The organism is Pantoea sp. alder81, assembly GCF_020179835.1.
Taxonomy (GTDB): domain Bacteria; phylum Pseudomonadota; class Gammaproteobacteria; order Enterobacterales; family Enterobacteriaceae; genus Pantoea.
Map to the genome: position 1 here is coordinate 20269 of NZ_JAIUDA010000009.1, position 21998 is coordinate 42266.

The 21998-nt window shown below is 50.3% G+C and carries 39 protein-coding genes, 1 tRNA gene and 1 pseudogene; 30 read left to right on the forward strand and 11 right to left on the reverse strand.

Translation table 11 applies throughout. From position 1 onward, the window contains the following. Positions 1–118: 118 nt before the first annotated feature. Both LBW88_RS20840 and LBW88_RS20845 read right to left on the reverse strand, forming a co-directional pair. The gene (locus tag LBW88_RS20840) at positions 119–325 is read right to left on the reverse strand and encodes a hypothetical protein (RefSeq protein WP_224934056.1); all 207 of its coding nucleotides are present in this window, start codon (positions 323–325) and stop codon (positions 119–121) included. After that, the gene (locus LBW88_RS20845) at positions 318–773 is read right to left on the reverse strand and encodes a YbcN family protein (RefSeq protein WP_224934057.1); all 456 of its coding nucleotides are present in this window, start codon (positions 771–773) and stop codon (positions 318–320) included. The genes LBW88_RS20840 and LBW88_RS20845 overlap by 8 nt, the downstream gene beginning before the upstream one ends. A 119-nt stretch (positions 774–892) precedes the next feature. Between LBW88_RS20845 and LBW88_RS20850 the strand changes: the two genes are divergently transcribed. After that, positions 893–1510: a hypothetical protein gene (locus LBW88_RS20850; RefSeq protein WP_224934058.1), complete on the forward strand. Its 618-nt coding sequence runs from the start codon at positions 893–895 to the stop codon at positions 1508–1510. Further along, positions 1503–1988: an NUDIX hydrolase gene (locus tag LBW88_RS20855; RefSeq protein WP_224934059.1), complete on the forward strand. Its 486-nt coding sequence runs from the start codon at positions 1503–1505 to the stop codon at positions 1986–1988. Before LBW88_RS20850 ends, LBW88_RS20855 begins: the two co-directional genes overlap by 8 nt. 232 nt (positions 1989–2220) lie before the next feature. On the opposite strand, the gene LBW88_RS20860 is transcribed toward LBW88_RS20855, so the two are convergent. The 5 genes from LBW88_RS20860 to LBW88_RS20880 all read right to left on the reverse strand — a co-directional run bounded on the left by LBW88_RS20860 (position 2221) and on the right by LBW88_RS20880 (position 5054). Beyond that, a complete protein-coding gene (locus tag LBW88_RS20860; RefSeq protein WP_224934060.1) occupies positions 2221–2916 on the reverse strand; it encodes a replication protein P in 696 nt (231 codons plus the stop codon). Further along, positions 2913–3662, reverse strand: a complete 750-nt coding sequence (locus LBW88_RS20865) for a helix-turn-helix domain-containing protein (protein ID WP_224934061.1) — start codon at positions 3660–3662, stop codon at positions 2913–2915. The genes LBW88_RS20860 and LBW88_RS20865 overlap by 4 nt, the downstream gene beginning before the upstream one ends. 12 nt (positions 3663–3674) lie before the next feature. Next, entirely contained in the window at positions 3675–4382 is a 708-nt protein-coding gene (locus LBW88_RS20870) for a GIY-YIG nuclease family protein (RefSeq protein ID WP_224934062.1), read from the reverse strand. A 34-nt stretch (positions 4383–4416) separates the two neighbouring features. Continuing rightward, on the reverse strand, positions 4417–4686 hold the full coding sequence (locus LBW88_RS20875; RefSeq protein ID WP_224934063.1) for a CII family transcriptional regulator: 270 nt from the start codon (positions 4684–4686) through the stop codon (positions 4417–4419). 134 nt (positions 4687–4820) lie between these two features. Next, positions 4821–5054: a transcriptional regulator gene (locus LBW88_RS20880; protein WP_100700138.1), complete on the reverse strand. Its 234-nt coding sequence runs from the start codon at positions 5052–5054 to the stop codon at positions 4821–4823. 112 nt (positions 5055–5166) lie between these two features. Here LBW88_RS20880 and LBW88_RS20885 point away from each other — a divergent pair, with 112 nt between their 5' ends. The 4 genes from LBW88_RS20885 (at position 5167) to LBW88_RS20900 (ending at position 7431) form a co-directional block, all read left to right on the forward strand. Continuing rightward, complete coding sequence (locus tag LBW88_RS20885; protein ID WP_224934064.1) at positions 5167–5850, forward strand: LexA family protein; 684 nt, start codon at positions 5167–5169, stop codon at positions 5848–5850. Positions 5851–5890: 40 nt separating this feature from the next. Beyond that, positions 5891–6049, forward strand: a complete 159-nt coding sequence (locus tag LBW88_RS20890) for a hypothetical protein (protein WP_224934065.1) — start codon at positions 5891–5893, stop codon at positions 6047–6049. Positions 6050–6526: 477 nt separating this feature from the next. Beyond that, a complete protein-coding gene (locus LBW88_RS20895; protein ID WP_224934066.1) occupies positions 6527–7054 on the forward strand; it encodes a type II toxin-antitoxin system MqsA family antitoxin in 528 nt (175 codons plus the stop codon). Then, complete coding sequence (locus tag LBW88_RS20900) at positions 7051–7431, forward strand: hypothetical protein (RefSeq protein ID WP_224934067.1); 381 nt, start codon at positions 7051–7053, stop codon at positions 7429–7431. The genes LBW88_RS20895 and LBW88_RS20900 overlap by 4 nt, the downstream gene beginning before the upstream one ends. A gap of 46 nt (positions 7432–7477) precedes the next feature. On the opposite strand, the gene LBW88_RS20905 is transcribed toward LBW88_RS20900, so the two are convergent. Further along, entirely contained in the window at positions 7478–7684 is a 207-nt protein-coding gene (locus LBW88_RS20905) for a hypothetical protein (protein WP_224934068.1), read from the reverse strand. Positions 7685–8110: 426 nt separating this feature from the next. On the opposite strand from LBW88_RS20905, the gene LBW88_RS20910 reads away from it, so the two are divergent. The 20 genes and pseudogenes from LBW88_RS20910 to LBW88_RS21005 all read left to right on the forward strand — a co-directional run bounded on the left by LBW88_RS20910 (position 8111) and on the right by LBW88_RS21005 (position 16926). Continuing rightward, positions 8111–8434 carry an antitermination protein N gene (locus tag LBW88_RS20910; protein ID WP_224934069.1) on the forward strand — a complete coding sequence of 108 codons (324 nt, stop codon included), beginning with the start codon at positions 8111–8113 and terminating at the stop codon, positions 8432–8434. Positions 8435–8441: 7 nt separating this feature from the next. After that, positions 8442–8687, forward strand: coding sequence for a hypothetical protein (locus LBW88_RS20915; RefSeq protein WP_224934070.1), 246 nt, complete (start codon positions 8442–8444; stop codon positions 8685–8687). A 2-nt stretch (positions 8688–8689) separates the two neighbouring features. Next, complete coding sequence (locus LBW88_RS20920) at positions 8690–9055, forward strand: DUF2528 family protein (protein WP_224934071.1); 366 nt, start codon at positions 8690–8692, stop codon at positions 9053–9055. A gap of 136 nt (positions 9056–9191) precedes the next feature. Beyond that, positions 9192–9458, forward strand: a complete 267-nt coding sequence (locus tag LBW88_RS20925; RefSeq protein ID WP_224934072.1) for a hypothetical protein — start codon at positions 9192–9194, stop codon at positions 9456–9458. Between the two features lie 47 nt (positions 9459–9505). Beyond that, positions 9506–9823 carry a hypothetical protein gene (locus LBW88_RS20930; RefSeq protein WP_224934073.1) on the forward strand — a complete coding sequence of 106 codons (318 nt, stop codon included), beginning with the start codon at positions 9506–9508 and terminating at the stop codon, positions 9821–9823. A gap of 63 nt (positions 9824–9886) precedes the next feature. Continuing rightward, positions 9887–10174, forward strand: coding sequence for a hypothetical protein (locus LBW88_RS20935; RefSeq protein WP_224934074.1), 288 nt, complete (start codon positions 9887–9889; stop codon positions 10172–10174). Between the two features lie 12 nt (positions 10175–10186). Further along, complete coding sequence (locus LBW88_RS20940; RefSeq protein WP_224934075.1) at positions 10187–10339, forward strand: hypothetical protein; 153 nt, start codon at positions 10187–10189, stop codon at positions 10337–10339. Positions 10340–10487: 148 nt separating this feature from the next. Next, on the forward strand, positions 10488–10640 hold the full coding sequence (locus LBW88_RS20945) for a protease FtsH-inhibitory lysogeny factor CIII (RefSeq protein ID WP_414004105.1): 153 nt from the start codon (positions 10488–10490) through the stop codon (positions 10638–10640). 273 nt (positions 10641–10913) lie between these two features. Next, positions 10914–11069 (forward strand): hypothetical protein, encoded by a 156-nt coding sequence (locus tag LBW88_RS20950; protein WP_224934076.1) that lies wholly within the window; start codon positions 10914–10916, stop codon positions 11067–11069. A 14-nt stretch (positions 11070–11083) separates the two neighbouring features. Next, the gene (locus LBW88_RS20955) at positions 11084–11956 is read left to right on the forward strand and encodes an ATP-binding protein (RefSeq protein ID WP_224934077.1); all 873 of its coding nucleotides are present in this window, start codon (positions 11084–11086) and stop codon (positions 11954–11956) included. Beyond that, positions 11956–12426, forward strand: coding sequence for a single-stranded DNA-binding protein (locus tag LBW88_RS20960; RefSeq protein ID WP_224934078.1), 471 nt, complete (start codon positions 11956–11958; stop codon positions 12424–12426). The genes LBW88_RS20955 and LBW88_RS20960 overlap by 1 nt, the downstream gene beginning before the upstream one ends. 26 nt (positions 12427–12452) lie before the next feature. After that, positions 12453–12770: a hypothetical protein gene (locus tag LBW88_RS20965; RefSeq protein WP_224934079.1), complete on the forward strand. Its 318-nt coding sequence runs from the start codon at positions 12453–12455 to the stop codon at positions 12768–12770. Positions 12771–12772: 2 nt separating this feature from the next. Then, positions 12773–13162 carry a zinc-finger-containing protein gene (locus tag LBW88_RS20970; protein ID WP_224934080.1) on the forward strand — a complete coding sequence of 130 codons (390 nt, stop codon included), beginning with the start codon at positions 12773–12775 and terminating at the stop codon, positions 13160–13162. Between the two features lie 9 nt (positions 13163–13171). Continuing rightward, positions 13172–13669 carry a hypothetical protein gene (locus LBW88_RS20975; protein ID WP_224934081.1) on the forward strand — a complete coding sequence of 166 codons (498 nt, stop codon included), beginning with the start codon at positions 13172–13174 and terminating at the stop codon, positions 13667–13669. Further along, complete coding sequence (locus LBW88_RS20980; RefSeq protein ID WP_224934082.1) at positions 13662–13940, forward strand: hypothetical protein; 279 nt, start codon at positions 13662–13664, stop codon at positions 13938–13940. Before LBW88_RS20975 ends, LBW88_RS20980 begins: the two co-directional genes overlap by 8 nt. Before the next feature lie 54 nt (positions 13941–13994). After that, positions 13995–14207 carry a hypothetical protein gene (locus tag LBW88_RS20985; RefSeq protein ID WP_224934083.1) on the forward strand — a complete coding sequence of 71 codons (213 nt, stop codon included), beginning with the start codon at positions 13995–13997 and terminating at the stop codon, positions 14205–14207. Next, the gene (locus tag LBW88_RS20990; RefSeq protein WP_224934084.1) at positions 14204–14938 is read left to right on the forward strand and encodes a DNA-methyltransferase; all 735 of its coding nucleotides are present in this window, start codon (positions 14204–14206) and stop codon (positions 14936–14938) included. Before LBW88_RS20985 ends, LBW88_RS20990 begins: the two co-directional genes overlap by 4 nt. A gap of 49 nt (positions 14939–14987) precedes the next feature. Beyond that, the gene (locus LBW88_RS20995) at positions 14988–15365 is read left to right on the forward strand and encodes a hypothetical protein (RefSeq protein ID WP_224934085.1); all 378 of its coding nucleotides are present in this window, start codon (positions 14988–14990) and stop codon (positions 15363–15365) included. Positions 15366–15556: 191 nt separating this feature from the next. Continuing rightward, positions 15557–15628 (forward strand): annotated as a pseudogene (locus LBW88_RS21000) (helix-turn-helix domain-containing protein); the annotation flags it as partial. A gap of 134 nt (positions 15629–15762) precedes the next feature. Beyond that, complete coding sequence (locus tag LBW88_RS21005; protein ID WP_224934086.1) at positions 15763–16926, forward strand: integrase; 1164 nt, start codon at positions 15763–15765, stop codon at positions 16924–16926. Between the two features lie 15 nt (positions 16927–16941). Here LBW88_RS21005 and LBW88_RS21010 read toward each other — a convergent pair. Together LBW88_RS21010 and LBW88_RS21015 are read right to left on the reverse strand one after the other, a co-directional pair. Next, a tRNA-Arg gene (locus LBW88_RS21010) sits at positions 16942–17018 on the reverse strand. Positions 17019–17186: 168 nt separating this feature from the next. Further along, entirely contained in the window at positions 17187–17690 is a 504-nt protein-coding gene (locus LBW88_RS21015; protein WP_224934087.1) for a DUF1198 family protein, read from the reverse strand. Positions 17691–17866: 176 nt separating this feature from the next. Between LBW88_RS21015 and folD the strand changes: the two genes are divergently transcribed. Both folD and ybcJ read left to right on the forward strand, forming a co-directional pair. Beyond that, complete coding sequence (gene folD, locus LBW88_RS21020; protein WP_034828233.1) at positions 17867–18733, forward strand: bifunctional methylenetetrahydrofolate dehydrogenase/methenyltetrahydrofolate cyclohydrolase FolD; 867 nt, start codon at positions 17867–17869, stop codon at positions 18731–18733. Continuing rightward, positions 18733–18945: a ribosome-associated protein YbcJ gene (ybcJ, locus tag LBW88_RS21025; protein ID WP_224934088.1), complete on the forward strand. Its 213-nt coding sequence runs from the start codon at positions 18733–18735 to the stop codon at positions 18943–18945. Before folD ends, ybcJ begins: the two co-directional genes overlap by 1 nt. 179 nt (positions 18946–19124) lie before the next feature. On the opposite strand, the gene cysS is transcribed toward ybcJ, so the two are convergent. Beyond that, the gene (cysS, locus tag LBW88_RS21030; protein WP_224934089.1) at positions 19125–20510 is read right to left on the reverse strand and encodes a cysteine--tRNA ligase; all 1386 of its coding nucleotides are present in this window, start codon (positions 20508–20510) and stop codon (positions 19125–19127) included. A gap of 218 nt (positions 20511–20728) precedes the next feature. Between cysS and ppiB the strand changes: the two genes are divergently transcribed. Together ppiB and lpxH are read left to right on the forward strand one after the other, a co-directional pair. Continuing rightward, on the forward strand, positions 20729–21223 hold the full coding sequence (ppiB, locus tag LBW88_RS21035) for a peptidylprolyl isomerase B (RefSeq protein WP_200679674.1): 495 nt from the start codon (positions 20729–20731) through the stop codon (positions 21221–21223). Beyond that, complete coding sequence (gene lpxH / locus LBW88_RS21040) at positions 21223–21939, forward strand: UDP-2,3-diacylglucosamine diphosphatase (protein ID WP_224934090.1); 717 nt, start codon at positions 21223–21225, stop codon at positions 21937–21939. The genes ppiB and lpxH overlap by 1 nt, the downstream gene beginning before the upstream one ends. Positions 21940–21998 lie beyond the last annotated feature (59 nt).

Here is a 21998-nt window from a genome sequence, read left to right on the forward strand (position 1 = left end):
CATAAGCGGGGATCGGTTGCTAATGTCTTTCGGGTTTGGATGTTGCGAGATTTGTAGCGGGAAATGATCTCGTTGGCAGTGGCTGTGTCTACAGGCTCGTGTGAGAACCATGTTGATTTCATCTGGCCCTTCTCCTGCTATCAGTTGCGTGGTGCCTGATTTGTGAAATCAATGCTGGCGTTTTTTTCAGTCCGAGGAATGTTGCTTTTGCATTGATGGACATCTGGCTCTTGCCAAGCAGGTCGGCGAGTAAGGCTGTCGGGGTTGATGGATATTCGTTGCAGAGGATTTCTATTTCCTCTCTGCGCCAGTGGCGTTTAGGCATTTTGTTTGTCCTTGAGTTTTTGATATTCGCTATCGTGTGGAATGGTCAGCGCCAGTCCGAATTGCGCGCACCACTGCTCAACCTGAGTCAGGAAGAAATGCATATCTCCGGTATCGAGGCTGGATGTGTGGCGTGGTTCGTAGTTGGTGACCTTTTCGCCGGTAACGAAGTCGGTGTAGGTGATTTCTTCGCAGCCAAGGTAAGTTCGCTTGAGGTTGCGCTTTACCCAGTCAGGTGTGGCGTCGCTGCGTCCGGATTTAATGAGGTATTCACTGATTTCGCCAAACCACATATGGGCCAGGCTGTTCTGCGATAGGCTGCGTTTTTCTTTCCATGGCTTGAGGGTAAGACGGTAGCATTCGCCGGATTCGAGCAGAGGTTGAAGCTGTTTTCCGATAGCGCTGAAGTTTGCCTTATGAAGTCTAACGCCCTCTTTTGGTATCTTCATAGCATTACTGATATGATTCGTAATTGCCTAACTTAAGGTTATGAAATACATTTAATCGTTGCGCTATAGAACTAATAACTTTATGAGAATTCATTTTAAGATACATTTCAGGAGCTCCAATGTCAGTATCAAAAGATTTTCTGATGTCAGTTTATGAAAGATGTAATGAACACATAAAAGAGCAGTCTTCTAAAAGAGATCAAACCATCGCTTTCTATCTTGTTATCTTATCGTTTTACATTGGTTCATATACTTCCTTCAGTAAAATGATATCCAGCCAATATTCAGCTATATTTTTAAATTTAGTTATATGTATGATTGGAGGGATGACAATAAGAACCCTCTCTGGGTTGCGATCATGGCAAATGCAATACACCGACTCGGCCCTAGCACTTAACAAAATACTTGCAAGGGATAAACTTGATTTATGCGACGTTAACCAAAGCATAAGAAATTTCTTCCAAAAACAGAACCAAAGATATAGCAACATGAGTTTTGAAGGGATGTTAAAAGGTATTGAGAATAGAGTCATATTTTGTATGATTCTAATCTCAGGATTTCCGACTGCTATACTTGTCAAAGAGATTTTTGCACTATTGAAGGTTAACAATGATTTTTTGACTGCCTCCGTCAAGGTATTGGTCTATTGTACGTATGTCTTATACTATCTTTATAATACACGAAAGATTATACGCCATTCTGCTAACCAACCAACTTGGATTGTCAATTTTGAATAAGGTTATTTTCGAAAACAGCATGCTATCAGTCTCGGTCGATGAACTGGGTTACCTCAAGCTCCTTCAAAAAAATGGTGGGGTTGTAATAATACCTGTTTATCAAAATAAATACGCAATTATTCAACATTCAAGAAATGGTGAGGTTTTGTATGAGTTCCCTCGGGGATTCATTGAGCCTGGAGAAACCCATTTGATAGGGGGAGAAAGAGAACTCAAAGAAGAGCTAAACCTAGAATCCTCCAATAGTTATGTACTAGGGAGGCTTTCAACTGACTCAGGGTTAATATCGGACAAAATCCAAGCAATAATTTGTGAAGTTAATGATGTAAGTTCCCTCACCCCTCAAAAAGAAGAAGGTGTGATTTGTTGTAATTTCCACTCACTCGAAGAAATTATTGGTATGATTAAAGAGGGGTTAATTAAAGATAATTTTACCCTGGCGGCATTTATGCTGCTGATTGCTAACAATAAAAAATAATCAGTTAACACCTTAAGACAATATTTCTTTTTAAATACTGAATCCGAGAAACACTGATGTAATAAAATATCAGACCATTCTAATTATTACTTAAGTTACCCATTTGGTTTACATCCCAACTGCATTGCACTCTGTCGTCAAAAATCGTCCCTATGGTAGTAATCGCCACCATGTCGATAAACTCTCGTGCACACTTCGCCATAAGAGCCTGCTGCTAATACTTATCCCTTGGTCATGATTTGCCTCGCTTAATGGTGGCGCGGAGAAGCGCAACACCTTCTAATGCCTTCTCGGTGGTTGACGGGATGGAGAGCTTCAGTAGCTGCTTGCGCGGCTCCGGGATTTCTTCGCCAGCTTCGATGCGCTGTGACATCTTGCGCAGCTCGGAACGGCATTTCACGCGCAGCTCGGGTTCACTCAGGTTATTTGCGCGCATCATGCTGTACAGGCCGGTGACCATCCAGTATTCGGCGTTGCTGCCCCACGGATAGTCTTCTGCCGTAACGTAACCGCCACGCTTGGCGCAGTAGGTCATCACAAGCGAATACAGCGTGTCTTCGTCTGGCAGCCCAGCAGCGATAAATGAGCCCTTCTTGCACCATGCGATGAACTCACCAGGTGACGGCAGGAAAGGCGAACCGCTGGCACGCGCTTCACGCATACCGGCTGAAAGTTGCTGGCGATTGTGAATGCCGTTCTCTGCGAAAGCGGCGATCCACTGGCGCTTGGCTGCTGCTTCGTCCTCGGGGCGCTTCCATGCAGTACTGACCGATGCCGGGAAGACTTGCTTAAGGTTGCTGAACAGCGCGTCGACCAGGCGCTCAACGTCTTCATGCACGCCGCGATCGACAGGTTGTGGACCATCACCAGCGATGCGAGCCAGAGCGCCAGCATCACGATTCTGAATTGCTGTTACGAGGTTTCTCATAGGAATTCATTCTCCCAAGCATCGCGGCTGTTCCAGTGCTGGGCAGGTGCATTCACGGCCTGCTGCATTGGGCGCGCATGTTTGTTCTGATAACTGAGTTTTTGGCTGGCAGTGATAAACCAGTTTTTCGGCTTCTCATGAGAGAACTCGATGTCCAGTTTTTCCAGTTCGTATTTGAGGTCGATGTTTTTGTACAGCTTGCTCCAAGACGAGAAGTGATCGTGATTGAGCTTCACGACATTGCCTTCAAACGCATATCGGGATTCTTCGAATTCAACAGGGCGAGGAGCGGTAGCGACTGGTGTTTCTTTAGGTTCTATGACTGGTTCAAAAGAGTGACTGGTTATGGGGTCATCTGGTGCCCCACCCCCTCGGTCATCTGGTGCCCCACCCCCGGTCACCTCCTGACCCACCCCCTCGGGCATATCCTGACCGGGGACATCATCCGAATTGACGCTCTCAATTCGATTTCTTACAGGGTTATCAAGGGTGAGATAAAACAGGTTTGATTGGTTTAACTCACCGTTTCTGCGGAATTCCCTTCGCAGCATTCCCATATCTTCTAATGCCCTGATATGGTTTTTTACTGTTGACCGTCCGATCTCGCACTGGTCAGCAATATGCTGGTAAGAAGGCCAGCATTCACCTTTGTCGTTGGCGTTATCAGCCAGCTTAATCAGTACGAGCTTCCTCAGTGGATTGCCAACTCTGATGCCCATGGCTTTAGCCATCAAATTCATGCTCATAATAAGTCCAGATTAGAAAGGTATTGGCTCATCAACTGGTGGTAGCTGTGGTCCGTAAATACCAGCTGCTATCAGTTCTTTTTGTTGGGCTTCTCGCTCCCCACTAGCTCGGCGAAAGTGGGCGTGGTTTGAAGTTTCAATCCCGTAAGCTTTGCTGTCGTGAAGTACCAGAGCGCACCCGTGGTCAAACAACTGATGCTTCAACATTTCTACCCCAAGCCTCATCAGCCTTTCAGCAACTGCTAGACGATCGCCAAAAACAGAGATTCCGATGTCTTCGAAAAGGTCAGGCAAGTTGAGGTTGTTAAGGCTTTCAAAACTGATGATGTCGTATGTATCAGCCATCTCCTCAACAAGTGCGTTAGTAGCTGCCTGACAATGCGCATCTGCCTCACAAATTATTTCTTCCAAATCCTCTTGGAAAAATTCGCGGGATTCGTTAACCCTAAGTTCAGCTAACGCTTGGTGGATTGAGGCTTCCGATCCTGCGGGGTCATCGCAATGGAATGCAGCTTCAATTTTGAATGGCGCAGGAACGCCAGTAGCCGAAGATAATTCTTTTGCTCGCGTGGTCGGGCTTGTTGTGGTCATGCCGATTTTGTATATGCCAGGCATAAACTGATTGCTTAGAACATACACCCAACCTGCCATTCTGAATTCCGCAGGGATCTCCATGGTTTCAAGCATGTTGGGTTGCTTTTCAATTGCTCCTAAGTGCATACTTACTCCTGTGATTTGATCCAGTCATTTCGCATCAGGCTTCGAGCGTTCCAGCGCAAGAAGCCTTTTCTTTTCCCAACGCAGCTGCCACCGCTTGTCGGGCAACTTCTGCAATTAGGCTCGTTTCCCACACCTTCTCCAGCAGCACGAAAACCGTTGCCATATCGCGCAGGTTTAAGCGGCTTACCTTCGATTCATGCCATCCGGCTTCGTCAGCCAGAACGCGCTGGCCTTTATGCGTAAGACGGGAGCGAAGTTCTGTTTCCACTTCGTTGATTAACTTGCTGTTTCTTGCGTGTTCCATATTCGATAATTCCTTTTAGACGTTGATAGACGTGACAAAGCCGAAGCAGATGCCACGTTTGATGTGTTTGTTTAATTGGATTTCGCTTTTCAGCGACGTAGGACAGGAAGTCCGTTGTTAGAGAGCGGTGTTGCTTAGGCTGCTGATGCTCGCTGCGGTGCGAACACCAGGTTTTCTTTGTTGACCGGTACATAACCGGAGAAGTGCTTACTGGCTTCCTCGATTGCGGATGCTTTGCCCGGTGATGCGCGGCGGAATCCGTATGCAATCTGATCGAGGTAGCCAACGGACGTTTTGGCCAGAGCTGCAAGGCGAACCCAATCATCATTGGTTGCCTCTTTGCGCCAGCGGAGTAATTCGTTACCCATTGGTGCCTCCTTAAAATAACGAATTTAGTTTAGCGTTATGCTAAATGACAAGCAAGCATCATTTAGCATTTTGCATATTTATCGTATTGCTAAATGATGTGAGAATCAGTGGATGGAAAATAAAGACATTCGCAAAGCAAATCTGGAGCAAATGCTGGAAAAGCATCTGGCTACCAGTGGTAATACAAAGGCCAGTTTTGCTGAGCTTTTGGGTATTAGCGCGTCCCAATTCAGCCAGTTGCTGGGCGAAAAAAGCGTAAGGAATGTCGGCGATAAGATGGCGCGCAAGATAGAGGCGTCGCTGGGTTTACCTAATGGATGGTTAGACTCATTACACACAGCCGAATCAATTGATGCCAACGTAGCCAGCCCTCAGCCCTTCAAGCGCGGCGCAAGCTACCCTCTCATCAGTTGGGTTAGTGCTGGAGCTTGGTGTGAAGCCATAGAGCCATACACGCTAAGCGAGATCCTTGAGCGCTATGAGTCTAATGCTCATGTCGAAGGGGATGCTTTCTGGCTTCGCGTTAAGGGTGATTCCATGACCTCGCCCTATGGTCAAAGCATCCCTGAAGGGATGATGATTCTGGTCGATACCGGTAGAGAGCCAAAAAACGGAAGCCTGGTGGTGGCAAAACTCACTGATGCAAATGAGGCCACCTTCAAAAAGCTCGTTATCGATTCAGGCATAGGCAAGAAGTATTTGCAGCCACTCAATCCGCAGCAGGAAAGGATCGAGGTCAATGGCAACTGCAAAATCATTGGCGTGGCAATTGAGCAGCGTGGGAGCCTGATTTAAGGCTCAGTGGCCGGAAGAGACGTTTAGCTAAGGAGATGGCATGTCAGTTTATACGAAGATAGCAATACCGATGTTTTGCGTAGCGTTTGCAATGTTCATCCTTGCACGTAAGAAGCGCGACAAAAACTACATGATCCCAGGCTTTGTCCTGCTGGCTGCTGGCTTTGTGAATGCTGTGCTTGCTATTACGGCTGGATAGAGGCCGGAAGAGACGTTTGGGTGAAATCATTGAAGTTGACACAGACACGGTGAACTTACCATAATGGTAACTATAGTTAGTCGATACAATGCCGGGTTCACTGGATCAAGCTGCAAGATATCAAGTGGTCCTTTGTATGCAAATGACATCCTGAATGTCATTAATTCTGCAAAAATTGTCGTTGGCACAAGAAGATGCCAGAAGGATTTGAGGTATCTATCGAAGGACGCTGATGATCTTAAGGATATAATTGAGCACGCCGTTAAAAATGGAAGGTTCCATCAATCGGAATGGTGTGAACTAAGCTCGCCTGATACATGGGCTGCTTGTGACTCATATAAATGGGTTGAAAGGTGCTGGATTGAAGCTGCAAACAAAGAAATGGATTGTCATTTTTACATCAAGTTTTGCATTGGGAATGCAGGTAACGTAGTGATTACGGTCTCTTATCACACATCATAGAATAGGAGTAAGAATATGAAAAATAATAACTTATGCCCTATCTGTGGCGTAGGCAAACTATCCAGAAAGAGTGAAATGGATGAGGTTGTTTACAAAGGCGTGACAAAGCATGTAACTGCCAATTACTGCGTCTGTGACCATTGCCACGTTGAGCAGGCTGGCGCTACAGAGCTCAAGGCCAATAAAAGAATCATGAACGAGTTCAAAAAAGAAGTTGATGGCTTGCTAACGGGTAGAGAAGTTCTTGCCATAAGGACATCTTTGGGTATTACGCAAGACCAGGCATCATTAGTATTCGGCGGTGGCCCAAACGCTTTTACTAAATACGAGAATGACGATGTTTCTCAGTCTGAAGCGATGGACAAAATAATCAGGATGGCAGCCAGATTCCCACAAGTATTTTCAGAACTTTGCAATTTAGCTGGAGTGAAGCCAGTGGTGATTGAGGTTGAGGCAAAGATCGTTCAACATTCGGTGTTCACCTGGTCTGGAAGTGGTGAGGCAATGACTGCTCAAGCCGACGTTTTGGAGAGTGTCCATTGATTAGCAAGCAAAAGTTTAATCTGGAAAATTTCTGGGTTGACAGTTTTGAGCTTACACCAACTGAGGAACCAACCAAGACTGGTCAGCAGTTCTTCATGAATGCAACTTCAAATGTTTACTATACCGACAAGAATAAAAAAGACTTTCGTTTGTCCCTTTCTATTGAGTTACATAAAGACAAGAAATTCATTTTTAAAGCTTGCCAGATGGCAATAGTTAATTTTGAAGAGGATATGGATCTGGAGGAAGCAAAGGAAGCTATATCCACGGTTGGATCGGCCCAGCTTCTTTATCCATACCTTCGGGCATTTGCAATTGCCACATTGAAGCTTGCTGGACATGAAAAAATTAACCTGCCAGTTTTAATGTTTGACTGATTCAGGGATTTCATCCCAATCTAACCCGGCCACCGCGCCGGGTTTTTCATGCCTTCGATCTACCCGACCTGACCAGCTCCGCAGCATCCCGGCACACTCCCTTCCCGATCACGTTTGTTTCCAGCTGGCGCATCTCCTCCAGCTTCTCTGATATTGTGTACTCAGTAACAAGTTCATCCCGGAAACGTAGCTCCAGAACCGCTATGCCTACAGCGTTGGTGATCATCATTGCGCGCTCTTCGTCGATATCCATAGGTCACCTGTATGTTTTTTGCTCAATCCAGAGTATCACAACCGCCACTGAACGGGCGTTTTATGTGCCCATCCAAAAATAAAAAACCTTCTAAATCATTCTGCTAAACTCATGCCGGAAATTATTTAGCATTTTGCTATTGCCATGCATTTAGCATAACGCTAAATTACATCTCATCAGCAGGACGCTGGCTAGCAACGAAACGGATAGCAAGCTCTTTTAACAACGGTGACGGATCACCTACGTGGCTGAAAAGCCAATTAGTACCAAAGCGTGAGTTTTGGGATTGGATGAATGTCGGTAGTCCCCCTAACAGCTGGTAGGTGAGGTAACAGCTCACCTAGGCGACGACAGGGGGTGAAAATACGGCAAAGTCGAAGAACATCTTCGGACATCCAATCACCAAAATTCACTCAGGAGGTATCTATGACACGCAGAACTCAATTCACTGGTTCAGCTGCTGGTCGTCGCCGGGAACGCCGTGCAGGCCTCCAGAGCGAAGTCAGCAACAGTTCAGAAGTAATGCACCGCCCTACTCCAAATCGCGTTTTGCTGCAGTGCAAGCGACAGGTGACACCAAGCGTTAATCGCGCAGTAGACACCGAGACGGAGTATCACAAGCAGATTCTGGCGGGTGCGGCGAAGTACATCGGCGGTGAAGTGCAGGATGGGATGTGCTTACCGGAAATCGCGATTTTTGCCGCTGGCTATCGAACTGTCCGCAAGGGCGCGGTGCATATCACTAAGTGAGGTCAACGTGGCAATACACGCCAAATCAAACGGCTGGCTTATCGGCGGAAAAATCATTGAAGAGACGCCAACCAGTTGGATATTTCAGGCCATGGATGAAAAGCGCCCGAAAGTAATCGCCAAGAACGATCCGAAAAGTCAGGTGTTCGATGGTGATTCTGCGCTGGATGACGCCGAGTCGTGGCAGCAAGCAAATCGCAATAGTCGTCGTGGCTATCGCAAATCAAAAGACATCGTAACGGCGAGAGGTTGAGCATGAGCAATATCAAAACGTACACCTTAGATTATGACTGGAAGGCCGAGTTAACTGTCGAGATTGACCATGACATTGTTAACGATGCCTGGCTACGCGACATCAATGAATTCTGGAGCAATCACGAATGGCGTGAAGAGCGCCATGGCCTACTGAATGCAGTTTTAATCATGCTGGCACGGCATGTTATGCCGATGGTGTATGAGCTTGGCTACAACACTCACGGCGCGGTCAGTTTATTCGATTGGGATGATGGTAATGGTCAGGAAGGTTGGCCGCCAATGGACGGCTCGCACGGCATCAAAATAACGAACATTGATGTTGAAGGCGTGTTCGACGAAGACGATTTCACAATCAAGGCTGCCTAACCCGCAGCCTTTTTCATTCTGGAGCCACCCATGAGCAACACAGATAACGCCATAGTCTGGCTGGTCATTGTAGTGATTATGGTGTTTGGTTGGCTGAGTACGACGACTTGTTAATCAATTTATTTTAGGAAATCACATGGAAATCAAAGAGCTTCTGAATGAGATTCAGGAAACGGAACGGGCGATTTACAAGGTTAATGAGCTTATTGAGGTAGCAGGTAAATATAAGCTGCCCCTTGTCATTACAGCCTCAAATAACAGCGAATACCGCTCGTATGCTGACCAGGAGTTTCTGATGGAAGCTCTGACCATTCAGCGTACCAATGTCAATTTGAGGCTTGAGAAGTTGCTGGAGGCCAAGCAGGTGACTGAGCGTGTTTTGAGCGGGCTAATTGCTGAGTAAGGTGCCGTGTTAACGGCGTGGACGCAGCAGAACTTATAGAGGTGAGTATGCAAGCAATTGAAGTTCAGCGTGATGAATTGGGGTTCTGGACACACCCGAAATACTTTGAGCCAGCGAACGGTAATGAGTTCGGTGTGTTTGGGGAATTTGAAAAGTGGTTAGAGAGTAATGGGCTTGAGTCGTACACGCTCTCTCTTGAATGCGACCACAATCAGCAAGAGTTCGCCGAGAAGTACGCAGATGGCGATTATGACGCAGACGTGTCGCTTTGGGAACCGACAAAACCTGATGGTGACGGATGGTTTATAGGGTCGATTCACGACACTGAAGACGGACCTTATTGCATCTGGCTCCGCAACATCTAGCCCGCCCCGAGCGGGTTTCTTTTTGTCAGTAGTTCGGTAATGCCGGACATGAGGGAGTGAGTGATGAGTGAATTATTGAAAGGTGCGGATGGATTTAAGGCAACTGGTGGTCCTGCATTTCCACAAAGTGGTGCTACAGATGGCGATGGTGACATTTTTGAAAGCGACCGCATGGGCGGTGGAGGTATGACACTGCGCGATTATCTGGCAGCGAAGGCGATGCAAGGCGATTGGGCATGCCAATCCGACAGGGTGGGCAACGATATTGATATTGAGTTAATCAAAAAGCGCGCGGAGGTCTATTACTGCATGGCCGACGCAATGCTCGCGGCTCGTGCCAGTAACACCTGATAGGAGGGTGAGATGAAGATTTTAGTGCAGGTAACGCAAGAAGAGCTGGAAGAAATGGAAGTAGGCGAACAGGACTTACTGCGCAATGTTCTGGAAGACCTGGACAATGCGAGGTCTTATTCCGGCTTCAGCGTTGATGTTGAGGTAGTAGAGAGTCACGAATAGCAGCGCAATGCCTTCGCTGAGGGCATTTCGGTGCTAGTCACCACCGCCTTAGAGGGCTTCCAGAACCAGAAAGTATCATCCCTTATCGGCACCGCAATAGTGCCGTTCTTTTTCCAACACCAATCAACCACTTTCAGGAGCAATACCCATGATGAGCTATTCCATCGCGGGCGGCGTCAGCATGGGCGCTGCTCAGTTAAACGAGTCACAACTCGACCGAGTTATCGGTCGCATCCGCACCAGCGTTAAGAAAGGCTGGCGCTCAATTATGGACACTCTGAATCAGCCAGGTAACCCATGAAAAATCGCTACTTCACGAAGGCTCAGGAGCTTTCACGAGAGGCCCATCTCTTCGGCGACAAAGCGAAGTGGGCTATGGCAATGCAGCTTTTACGGAGGGCTACCCAATGAAGTTCCCGCAATCACGCACCGCTCTGATTTCATGGCACCGGCATTACCTGGTGCTGGCAAAAGAGAGTCGCAGTAATGGCGATCGCGAATCAGCGGCGCACCTTAATCAGATGGCAGCAGACACGCGCCGTCACATCACAATCCTTCATTCAAAGGCAGCAGCATGAGCGAAGAAGAAGCCATCTGGAAAGATTTTGTGCAGGGAATGCTTGGTGAACTGGCTGCCCCTATGACTTACGAGCAAGCCGCAAAGGATGCGATTGCAGACTTCCGCACGGAGCAACAACAAGACCGCATCCAATGGTGCGCCCATAACTAACACTGAGGTGTGAGATGAAATTTGAAAAAGCCATGAGAAAGAAAGCCAAGCTACGGCTGGCACTTACCGGGCCGAGTGGTTCAGGGAAAACCTACAGCGCATTGCTGGTAGCCAAAGGGATTGGCGGGAGGATTGCGGTGCTCGATACCGAGAAAGGTAGCGCCTCTCTCTATTCTGACGTTGCTGATTTTGACGTTCTGGAGTTAGAGCCACCATTCGCACCTGAGCGATTCATTGAAGCAATTATCGCGGCTGAACAAGCTGGTTATGACACGCTGGTTCTGGACAGTATCACGCATGAGTGGAGCGGCGTAGGCGGTTGCCTGGAGTTAGTAGACACGATTGCCAAAGCGAAATTTCGCGGCAACTCCTGGTCGGCGTGGAGTGAAATTAACCCGCGTCATCGCCTGTTCCTGGACGCAATTCTTCGTTCTCCAATGCACATCATCGCCACCATGCGAAGCAAGACAGAAACAGCACAGGTTGAAGAGAATGGACGCAAGAAAGTGGCGAAGCTTGGCATGAAATCAGAGCAGCGTGACGGCGTCGAATATGAATTCACTACCGTTCTCGATATCGGGCATGAGACGCACCATGCGATCGCCAGCAAAGACAGGACGAAGCTATTCAGTAACGCAGATCCGGTGGTGCTCGGTGAAGAGACAGGAAAGCAATTGCTTAACTGGTTGGAGTCAGGAGCAAACCCACTGGAAGAATCGCTGAAGGTATTTACTGAGGCGGCGCATACCGCAGCGGACATGGAATCGTTGAAGGCACTGTTTGAGGAAGCATGGCGCACGCTGCGCGGCAGTGAATATCAGGCGAAGGCTAAGGAAATATACGACCTGCGCAAATCAGATTTTGATAACAAAAGTGAGGCAGCGTAATGGCTAGTCGTGGAGTAAACAAAGTCATCCTTGTTGGGAATTTGGGGCAGAATCCAGAAGTTCGCTATATGCCGAACAACGGTGGTGCGGTCACAAATATCACTCTGGCAACGTCGGAGAGTTGGACCGATAAGGCCAGCGGACAGAAGAAAGAGATAACTGAATGGCACCGCGTGGTGCTGTTTGGAAAGCTGGCTGAAGTCGCTGGTGAGTATCTGCGTAAAGGCTCTCAGGTTTACATCGAAGGACAGCTAAAAACTCGCAAGTGGCAAGACCAAAGTGGGCAGGAGAAATACACCACTGAGGTTGTCGTCAATGTTGGCGGCACCATGCAGATGCTGGGTGGAAAACAGGAAGGTGGAACGGGAAACCGACAGCAGCAATCGCAGCAGCAGCGACAGGGTGGGCAATCTACTCCACAGGCGAATAACGAGCCGCCTATGGACTTTGACGACGACATCCCATTCTGATTTAACCAACCAATAAGGCCACCACCATGACTTCATCACCGGTACAACCGGCGTATTTCGCACGCCTGAATTCAGCTGACAGCGAGAGAGCGCGCCGCCAAAAGGAAGTGCTGGAAGGTGTCATGGCGGCCTTATCAGCAAGCAAAGAGGGAAAGGATCACCCTCAACTGCTGACACCTGAGCGAAGGGCTTCGCTCTACATTGGGCGGTTGGAGTTTAAATGGAATGACGCTATATCACGCCGACCGTTGCTGCCAGTTATTTACGTCACCGAGCCGCTGGAAGACTGGCGCGACTTTACGAACACGATACGAGGTCGCTTTGGTGCGACACGACAGGAGTGAACATGGCAGTTATTTGCGATTACTGCGGAAAGGATGCCGTGCTTGTCAGCGGAAAGGAAATGTACCCGCATCGTCCGGATTTGTTCGGGCTTCAGTTCTGGAAATGCTCGCCATGTTCAGCCTGGGTTGGTTGCCATAAACGCTCTAATGCTGTGCCACTTGGGAGGCTTGCCAATGCTGAACTACGCAAGGCCAAGAGCGCTGCACACGCAGTGTTCGACCCGATATGGAAGTCAGGGAGCAAGAGCAGAAGAGGTGCATATGAGTGGCTGAGCAAGCGCCTAAATTTGCCATTCAAAGATTGCCACATCGGCATGTTCAATGTTGAGCAATGCGCTGAAGTGGTGCGCGTATGCAATGAGCGGGCTGGCCTGTGGCCGGTTGGCGAATAAGGGGAAAGTATGAGCAAGCAATATGCTGAGCGCGATGCGATGGCACTGGATGAGGCGGGCGGTTATTACATGCGCCACGTTATGGCTATGACAGGAGAGAAATTGCACGGCAAGGGAGATATCGCCGCTGAACTCGGCTGGCGTGATATGCAGATTGCAGACTTGCAGCAAAAGCTGGAAGCCAGTGAAGCACTGATGCTGGCTATGCGTGATGATTCCCGTGAGTCGCGCTCGAAGCTGGAGTTGGTGGTGGCGGAGAACGTGACAATGAAAGAGAGTCGCAAGCGGTTGGGAGAATTCATCCTTGAAGAGATCGATGCTGACTACCCTCTAAATATGGATGTAAAAACCCCAGCTACTGATGCCATGGTCAATGAGATTCGCGCTGAAGGCATTGAAGCATGGATTTCAAGTCGCAATGGCGGCTGGAACGGAACCACAAAACAGGCTGAGGATTTCGCCAGCCAACTTCGCACCGATGCAGCTAAAGGTGGCAGCGATGATTAGCGATGAGCGCCTAAGAAAGATTCAGCATGACCTTGAATGCTGGCAGCAAGATTACGATGCCGTTTTTGATGCTGAAAACCACCGCCTTATGGGCGACGCTGCCAGTGCAATTACGGAGTTGCTTACACTGCGTAAACCATTCACACAGCCAATCGCGTGGATTCATCAAACCACCGGCGCAATGCTTAAAAACTCCGTGATTGAGGAAGTCAGAAAGCAATCATGCGTATGGATACCGCTCTACCGCAAGCCCACCGACAGCACCACTTGAGTGCTCACCTACCGATATCCGCGAAAGCGGTTTTTTCTTTTGTGGAGAATGAAAATGTCTGACATGGCAGATGAAGCAGCAGGCCTCGAAAGCTTCAACAACGATTTGGCTGTGAAGAATCGCCCGATACCCGCGCCACGATCGGAAATTTGTCGAAATGGCGATTGCGGCGAGCCATCACCTGAAGGGGCAAGCTATTGCAGTAAGGAATGCTGCGAGGATCATGGCAAGGAGTTGTGGGCGCAGCGGCACCGGAGGGTGGCATGATTCAACTCCATTGCGGAGACTGCTTTGATGTTCTGCCCACCATAGCGACTGGTAGTATCGACCTTGTTTGCGCTGACGTTCCATACGGTACCACGGAATGCAAATGGGATTCGGTTCTCGACCTCGAGCGCATGTGGTCAGAGCTTTATCGGGTTGCCAAGGAAAACGCGGCGATCGTCATCTTCTCCGCTCAGCCGTTCACAAGCGTTCTTGTCGCCAGCAACCTTAAGCACTGGCGCAGCGAGTGGATTTGGGAGAAAGGTAACGCCACCGGGTTCCTTAATTCCAAAAAGCAGCCGCTTCGGGCTCATGAGAACATTGAGGTTTTCTACCGCCGTCAGCCAACATACAACCCACAATTCACTCACGGGCATGAGCGCCGCACTAGTAAGCGGAAGTCGGTCAATTCAGAATGCTACGGAAAGGCTTACACCCTGACGGAATATGATTCAACTTCGCGGTACCCGCGCGATGTTCAGTTCTTCTCGAGCGACAAGCAAAAGGGAAATTACCATCCAACTCAAAAGCCAGTAGCATTGCTACGGTACCTGATTGAAACCTACAGCAACCCCGGGGAAACAGTCCTGGATTTCACTATGGGTAGCGGTACCGCTGGAGTGGCTTGCAAGCAATCAGGGCGTAACTTCATAGGTGTTGAGAAAGACCCAACCATTTACCAGGTGGCATGTGATCGCACCGGGTACCGCAACCTAGCAGTTTCAGCAGCCTAACCCCCCCTCGCCCAATTAACCTTTATCGCGCTCTGCGTGAGGAGTTGTTATGTCTGAAGAGAAGCAATATTTCGTAGTTTCAGTTAAATGGACTGAGCGGCGAGAGCCATACATCACGCTGTGGGGGCCAAACAATAGCGGGTACCGTGGGCGCATCGAAAATTCTGGGCGTTATAAACACTCAGATGTCATGAAGCATCTTGGTTACTACAACACCGGGCATCACACGCTAGCCGTTCCATGCGAACTGATAGAGCCGCTAGCAGTGGATATCAAGCCTGGTTGGTTTGATGGCGAAGGTGGAAAGTGGATTCCAAACAATAAGGCCAATTGGGACCTGATATTGGCAAATGTCATTGCCAAACCAAAGTATCCACCAAAACCACGATACCGCGGCGCACCTAAAAGCCATGTGTTCGAAGGATGACCACCACCTGCGACGAACCCATAACGCTCGGCGACCTGCTTCAGTGGGTTGCCCTAATTGCTTTAATCATCATCGCCTGGCTATGGCCTGAACCTAAGTAATGTTGCCATATAGCCACATCCCACCCGATTAACCCTATTTGTTGTCATATACCAACATCCGGAGAGCCAATGGAAAGCTATTCACTTTCTATGGATGAGGCGTGCGCGTTCCTAGGTATTTCCCGACCAACCTGCCAGCAGTGGATTAAAACCGGCAGGCTGGCGGCAACGCGCAAAGACCCGTCCAAACCCAAGTCACCCTACCTACTCACGCGTCAGGCATGTATTGCCGCACTCAATAATCCAATGCACACTGTCGCCGTGAGCGTGGCAGATGCACATGAGGAGAAATCAACATGTCGATCTTCCGCAGGGGCTCCGTCTGGTACGGGAGCTACACGACGCCAGGCGGCAAGCGCATTAAAGAATCTCTTGGCACAGAGGACAGAAAGCAAGCGCAGGAGCTACACGACCGCCGAAAGGCTGAGTTGTGGCGAATAGAGCGTCTCGGGGATTTCCCTGATGTGACGTTTGAAGAAGCCTGTATGCGCTGGTTTGAAGAGAAGGCGCACAAGAAGTCTATCGATGCTGACAAGGGCCGGATCGGATTCTGGCTCATGCATTTTGAAGGGGTATTGCTGAAGGACATCAGCGAAGCGAAGATTTATGCGGCCGTCAGCAAAATGACCAACCGTAAATCAGAGGAACGCTGGAACCAGCGTGCGGCCACGATGGCGAAGAAGGGAATGGATCTCGGTGCCTATAAGCCGGTGGCAGTTTCCACGTCGACCAAGGCCAAGCACCTTGCGCTGATGAAGGCGCTGATGCGCGCCGCAGAACGTGACTGGAAGTGGATCGAGAAGTCACCTGTCATAAAGGTGCCACAGGAAAGAAATAAGCGGGTGCGTTGGCTCGAACCCGCTGAAGCTCAGCGACTGATTGATGAATGCCCCGAACCCCTCAAGTCTACCGTAGAGTTTGCGCTGGCAACAGGCCTTCGCCGCTCTAACATCGTTGACCTGAAATGGCAGCAGATAGACCTGCAGAGGAAGGTGGCATGGATTTACCCGGAGGATAGCAAGTCAGGCAGAGCAATTGGCGTTGCCCTGAATGGCACAGCCGAGACCGTTCTGCGCAAACAGATTGGCCGGCATCACAACTGGGTATTCGTTCACACCGAATCAGCGAAGAGAAGTGACGGAACCACAACGGCGACCGTGCGTAAAACACGGGTGGATTCCAATACGGCATGGCGGGCAGCGTTAAAACGGGCAGGCATTGAGGATTTCCGTTTCCACGACCTGAGACACACATGGGCGAGCTGGCTTATTCAGGCCGGAGTGCCATTGTCGGCATTGCAGGAAATGGGCGGCTGGGAAAGTATCGAAATGGTGCAGCGTTATGCTCACCTTGCACCGAATCATTTAACGGAGCATGCGAGGCAAATTGATGCGATTTTTGGCAGTCGTGTCCCAAATATGTCCCATGGGGAAAATTTGAAAGTGGAGCGAGATAGGTAACTCGTTGATTTAGCTTGGCACGCCCTACAGGATTCGAACCTGTGACCTACGGCTTAGAAGGCCGGTGCTCTATCCAGCTGAGCTAAGGGCGCATAGTGGTTGCGTCGGATTATACGTTTGCACGCTCTCGCGTCAACGTTTTTGCCGCCCTGCGGCTCCAGAGTGTTGAATCATTGAACAATTCGTCCTGAAGACCGAGCAGTACGCCCCATATCGCGCGCCATCCGTCCTCAATACCCATGCCCAACACTCCCCTACCCTCAATGCCGCTTACGCCACTCACTCATCGACACCAGGTTACTCACCTCGCCAGCCTCCCCTTCCAGCTCGATCCCCTGCTGGGTAAACCGCGCATTATACTGCTCACGCAACGCATGCAGCTCCGCACTCTCCGGCTCCAGCTGCCGCAGAAATCCCAACGCTAACAACAGCTGCTGCCGCGAAATCAGCCCGGAAAATCCAGCTTTGGTCAAAATCCCATGCCAGCGCACTGCGTTCTCGTCGCTGCCATCGACAATCAACACCTGCCAGATCAGCATCACCGCTGCGCCGTTAGCCAGATGGGTTTCATTATCGCCCGCGATATAATCGGTGAACTCTTTCGCCGCATCCTTACCCATCAGCGACAGCATCGATTCGACATGCACCGGCGGCAGTTGCAGCCTTTTACTCAGCCCTTGCGCAGCATGGCGCGAACCGGCCGTCAGCAGTTGAAACCCTACAACAAACACCACCGCCAGCGTGGCGAGTATTAACCAAATCATCACGGCATCCACATAATTTCCTGAGGGACATAATACGCGCTAAGGCGGTCTCACGTCACTGCGGAAAGTCGTGAAACGCACGGGCGAAATGAATCTCTACCTGACAGCCGGACGCGCTTCTGACAGAATAGGCGCCAATCCCCGATTTAACTCTCTACAGATGGATTTCCTCTCTGATGGCAGCAAAAATTATTGACGGTAAAACGATTGCGCAGCAGGTGCGCCTTGAGGTTGCCGAAAAAGTACAGCAGCGTCTGGCAGCCGGTAAACGTGCACCAGGTTTGGCAGTGGTGTTGGTGGGTGAGAACCCCGCTTCGCAGATCTATGTCGCCAGCAAACGTCGCGCCTGTGATGAAGTGGGCTTTATCTCCCGCTCTTACGATCTGCCTGCGACCACCAGCGAAGCCGAACTGCTGGAACTGATCGATACGCTGAACAATGACAGCGAAATCGACGGTATTCTGGTTCAGCTGCCGCTGCCAGCCGGCATCGATAATGTCAAAGTGCTGGAACGTATCGTGCCGGACAAAGATGTCGATGGCTTCCATCCGTACAACATCGGTCGTCTGTGCCAGCGTGCGCCAAAGCTGCGTCCTTGTACGCCACGCGGCATCGTCACGCTGCTGGAGCGCTACAATATCGATACCTACGGCCTGAACGCCGTGGTGGTTGGCGCATCCAATATCGTTGGTCGTCCGATGAGCATGGAGCTGCTGCTGGCGGGCTGCACCACCACCGTTACGCACCGTTTCACCAAAGATTTGCGTCATCACGTTGAGCATGCCGATCTGCTGGTGGTGGCGGTTGGTAAACCGGGCTTTATTCCGGGTGACTGGATCAAGCCAGGCGCGGTGGTGATTGATGTTGGCATCAATCGTCTGGAGAGCGGTAAAGTGGTGGGCGATGTGGATTTCGCGAGTGCTTCTGAGCGTGCGTCTTATATCACCCCGGTTCCCGGTGGCGTCGGTCCAATGACTGTCGCAACCCTGATTCAAAATACATTAGTCGCGTGCGAAGAGTATCACGACGTGGAGGAGGCATAATGGCCAGTTTTTCTTTGGGCGAACATGCTCACGTTGATTTGTGTGACCTGCTGAAACTTGAAGGTTGGGTACAGAGCGGTGCGCAGGCAAAAGTGGCCATCGCGGATGGCGAAGTGCGTGTTGATGGCGCAATCGAAACGCGTAAGCGCTGCAAGATTGTGGCAGGCCAGACAGTTGAGTTCGCCGGTTTTAAAATTACCGTTGTAGCTTAAGCGTTCAGGCAAAGAAAAAGGGGCGAACTGTGGTTCGCCCCTTTTGCTATTGTGCAGCCTGGAAAATGAGATACGCATGATTGCGTACCCTACAATCTGCGGCTGGTGAATCCAGGTACGCATAAATGCGTACCCTACAATTTTCGGTCTGGGTGCCGATAAACGCGCACCCGACGATATTACTTACGACGCCAGCTCGAACCCTGCGGACCATCTTCCACAATCACGCCCAGCTCGTTCAGCTTGTCACGCGCAATATCCGCCTGTGCCCAATCTTTTGCGGCACGCGCATCAGAACGCGCTTTGACCCAATGCTCGATTTCCGCCACTTCGTCATCATTCACCTGCGCACTGCTCTGCAGGAACTGCTCTGGATCCTGTTGCAGGATGCCGAGCACGTTCGCCAACTGACGCAGTTTCGCAGCCAGCGCATCTGCAGCCGCTTTATCTTCGGTTTTCAGGCGATTGACTTCACGCGCCATGTCGAAGAATGCCGAGTAAGCTTCCGGCGTGTTGAAGTCGTCATCCATTGCGGTACGGAAGCGCGCTTCAAACTCTTCGCCGCCTGCTGGCGTGGCGCTGGCATCGGTATGACGCAGCGCGGTGTAAAGACGCTCCAGTGCCGCACGTGCCTGATTAAGGTTATCTTCGCCATAGTTAAGCTGGCTGCGATAGTGGCCCGACATCAGGAAGTAACGCACGGTTTCGGCATCGTAATGCTTAAGCACGTCACGCACGGTGAAGAAGTTGCCGAGCGATTTCGACATCTTCTCGCGGTCGATCATCACCATACCGGAGTGCATCCAGTAGTTGACGTACTCGCCATCGTGCGCACAGGTTGACTGCGCCACTTCGTTTTCATGGTGCGGGAACATCAGATCCGATCCGCCGCCGTGGATATCGAAGTGGTTGCCGAGCTGTTTGCAGTTCATCGCAGAACACTCGATGTGCCAGCCCGGACGACCGTTGCCCCACGGCGAATTCCACGCGGGCTCGTTAGGTTTGGACATTTTCCACAACACGAAGTCCATCGGGTTGCGTTTGATTTCGGTGATTTCAACGCGCGCGCCCGCCTGCAGCTGAGTAAGATCCTGACGTGACAGCACGCCGTAACCTTTGTCACTCAGCACATCGAACATCACGTCGCCGTTGTCCGCCACATAAGCGTGCTTACGCTCGATTAAACGCTCGACCAGTTCGATGATTTCAGGGATATGGCGCGTGGCACGCGGCTCCAGATCCGGCGGTAGAATGCCCAATGCGTCAAAATCTTTGTGCATTTCAGCGATCATACGGTTGGTCAGCGTTTCGATGCTCTCACCGTTCTCGTTGGCACGATTGATGATCTTGTCTTCAATATCGGTAATGTTACGCACATATTTGAGCTGATAGCCCACATAGCGCAGATAACGTGACACCACATCAAATGCAACGAAGGTACGCCCATGACCGATATGACAAAGGTCATAAACCGTAATTCCACAGACGTACATGCCGATCTGACCAGCGTGGATCGGTTTGAATTCCTCTTTCTGACGGCTCAGGGTGTTATAGATCTTCAGCATTGAACGATTCCGTTATTTACGTTTGCGGGATACGCCTTTCCGGCGTAGCTGGGTATTGTGCCGTATTTTTCTCAGTTGTGCATCGCTCGCTTACCTTCTGTGGCTGCCTTACTGACGAGCCATCGGAATTTGTGATATAAGAGGCGTCTACAAAAATGCCCCGCCGCTTAGCAGGCGCGGCAGTTGATACTGACGACACCCGTAACAGGACGAATATAATGGTCACTTTCCAGACGAACCATGGCGACATCGTAATCAAAACCTTCGATGACAAAGCGCCGGCTACCGTGAAAAACTTCCTGGACTACTGCCGTGAAGGTTTCTACGACAACACCATCTTCCACCGTGTTATCAACGGTTTCATGGTTCAGGGCGGCGGTTTCGAGCCTGGCATGAAGCAGAAAGACACCAAAGAAGACATTCGTAACGAAGCCAACAACGGTCTGAAGAACACCAAAGGTACGCTGGCAATGGCCCGTACTCAGGCGCCACACTCAGCGACTGCACAGTTCTTCATTAACGTAGCAGACAACGACTTCCTGAACTTCCGTGACGAAAGCCTGCAGGGCTGGGGTTACTGCGTGTTCGCTGAAGTGGTTGAAGGCATGGACGTGGTTGAGAAAATCAAAGCGGTGAAAACTGGCCGCAGCGGCATGCATCAGGACGTTCCGGTTGACGACGTTGTCATCCAGAAAGTGACTGTTAGCGAGTAATGTCGCGCACGCTGTTTATCGCAGATTTGCATCTGTGCACAGAAGAACCGGCAATTACTGCCGGTTTTCTGCATTTTTTGCAGGGTGAAGCGCGTGATTGCGATGCGCTTTACATCCTCGGCGATCTGTTTGAAGCCTGGATTGGTGATGACGATCCCAATCCGCTGCATCGCGAAATCGCCGCGGCACTGAAAGCCCTGCCGATCCCCAAATTCTTTATCCATGGCAATCGAGACTTCCTGCTCGGTAAACGCTTTGCGCGTGAAAGCGGTATGACGTTGCTGCCGGAAGAGCAAGTGCTCAGCCTGTACGGCCATCGCGTGCTGATCATGCACGGCGATACTTTATGTACTGACGATGAAGGCTATCTACGCTTCCGCGCCAAAGTGCATCAGCGCTGGTTGCAGCGTCTGTTCCTCGCCCTGCCGTTGCGGATTCGCATGCGCATTGCCGCACGTATGCGCGCCGACAGCAAGCAAGCCAACCAGCACAAGTCGATGAGCATCATGGATGTTAATCAGCAAGCCGTGATCGATACGATGACGCGCCAGCAGGTGCGGATTCTGATTCACGGGCATACTCACCGTCCGGCGGTGCATGAGCTGATTGTGCAAGGTGAAAGCGCCCAGCGCGTGGTGCTCGGTGCCTGGCATGAAAATGGCTCGATGATTCAGGTCGATGCCGATGGCGTGCAGCTGATCGAATTTCCGTTTTAAAATCGAATCCTAAATAGTCGGGCGCAACCGGGCTCGACACTCAGCGGGATGAAGATTCA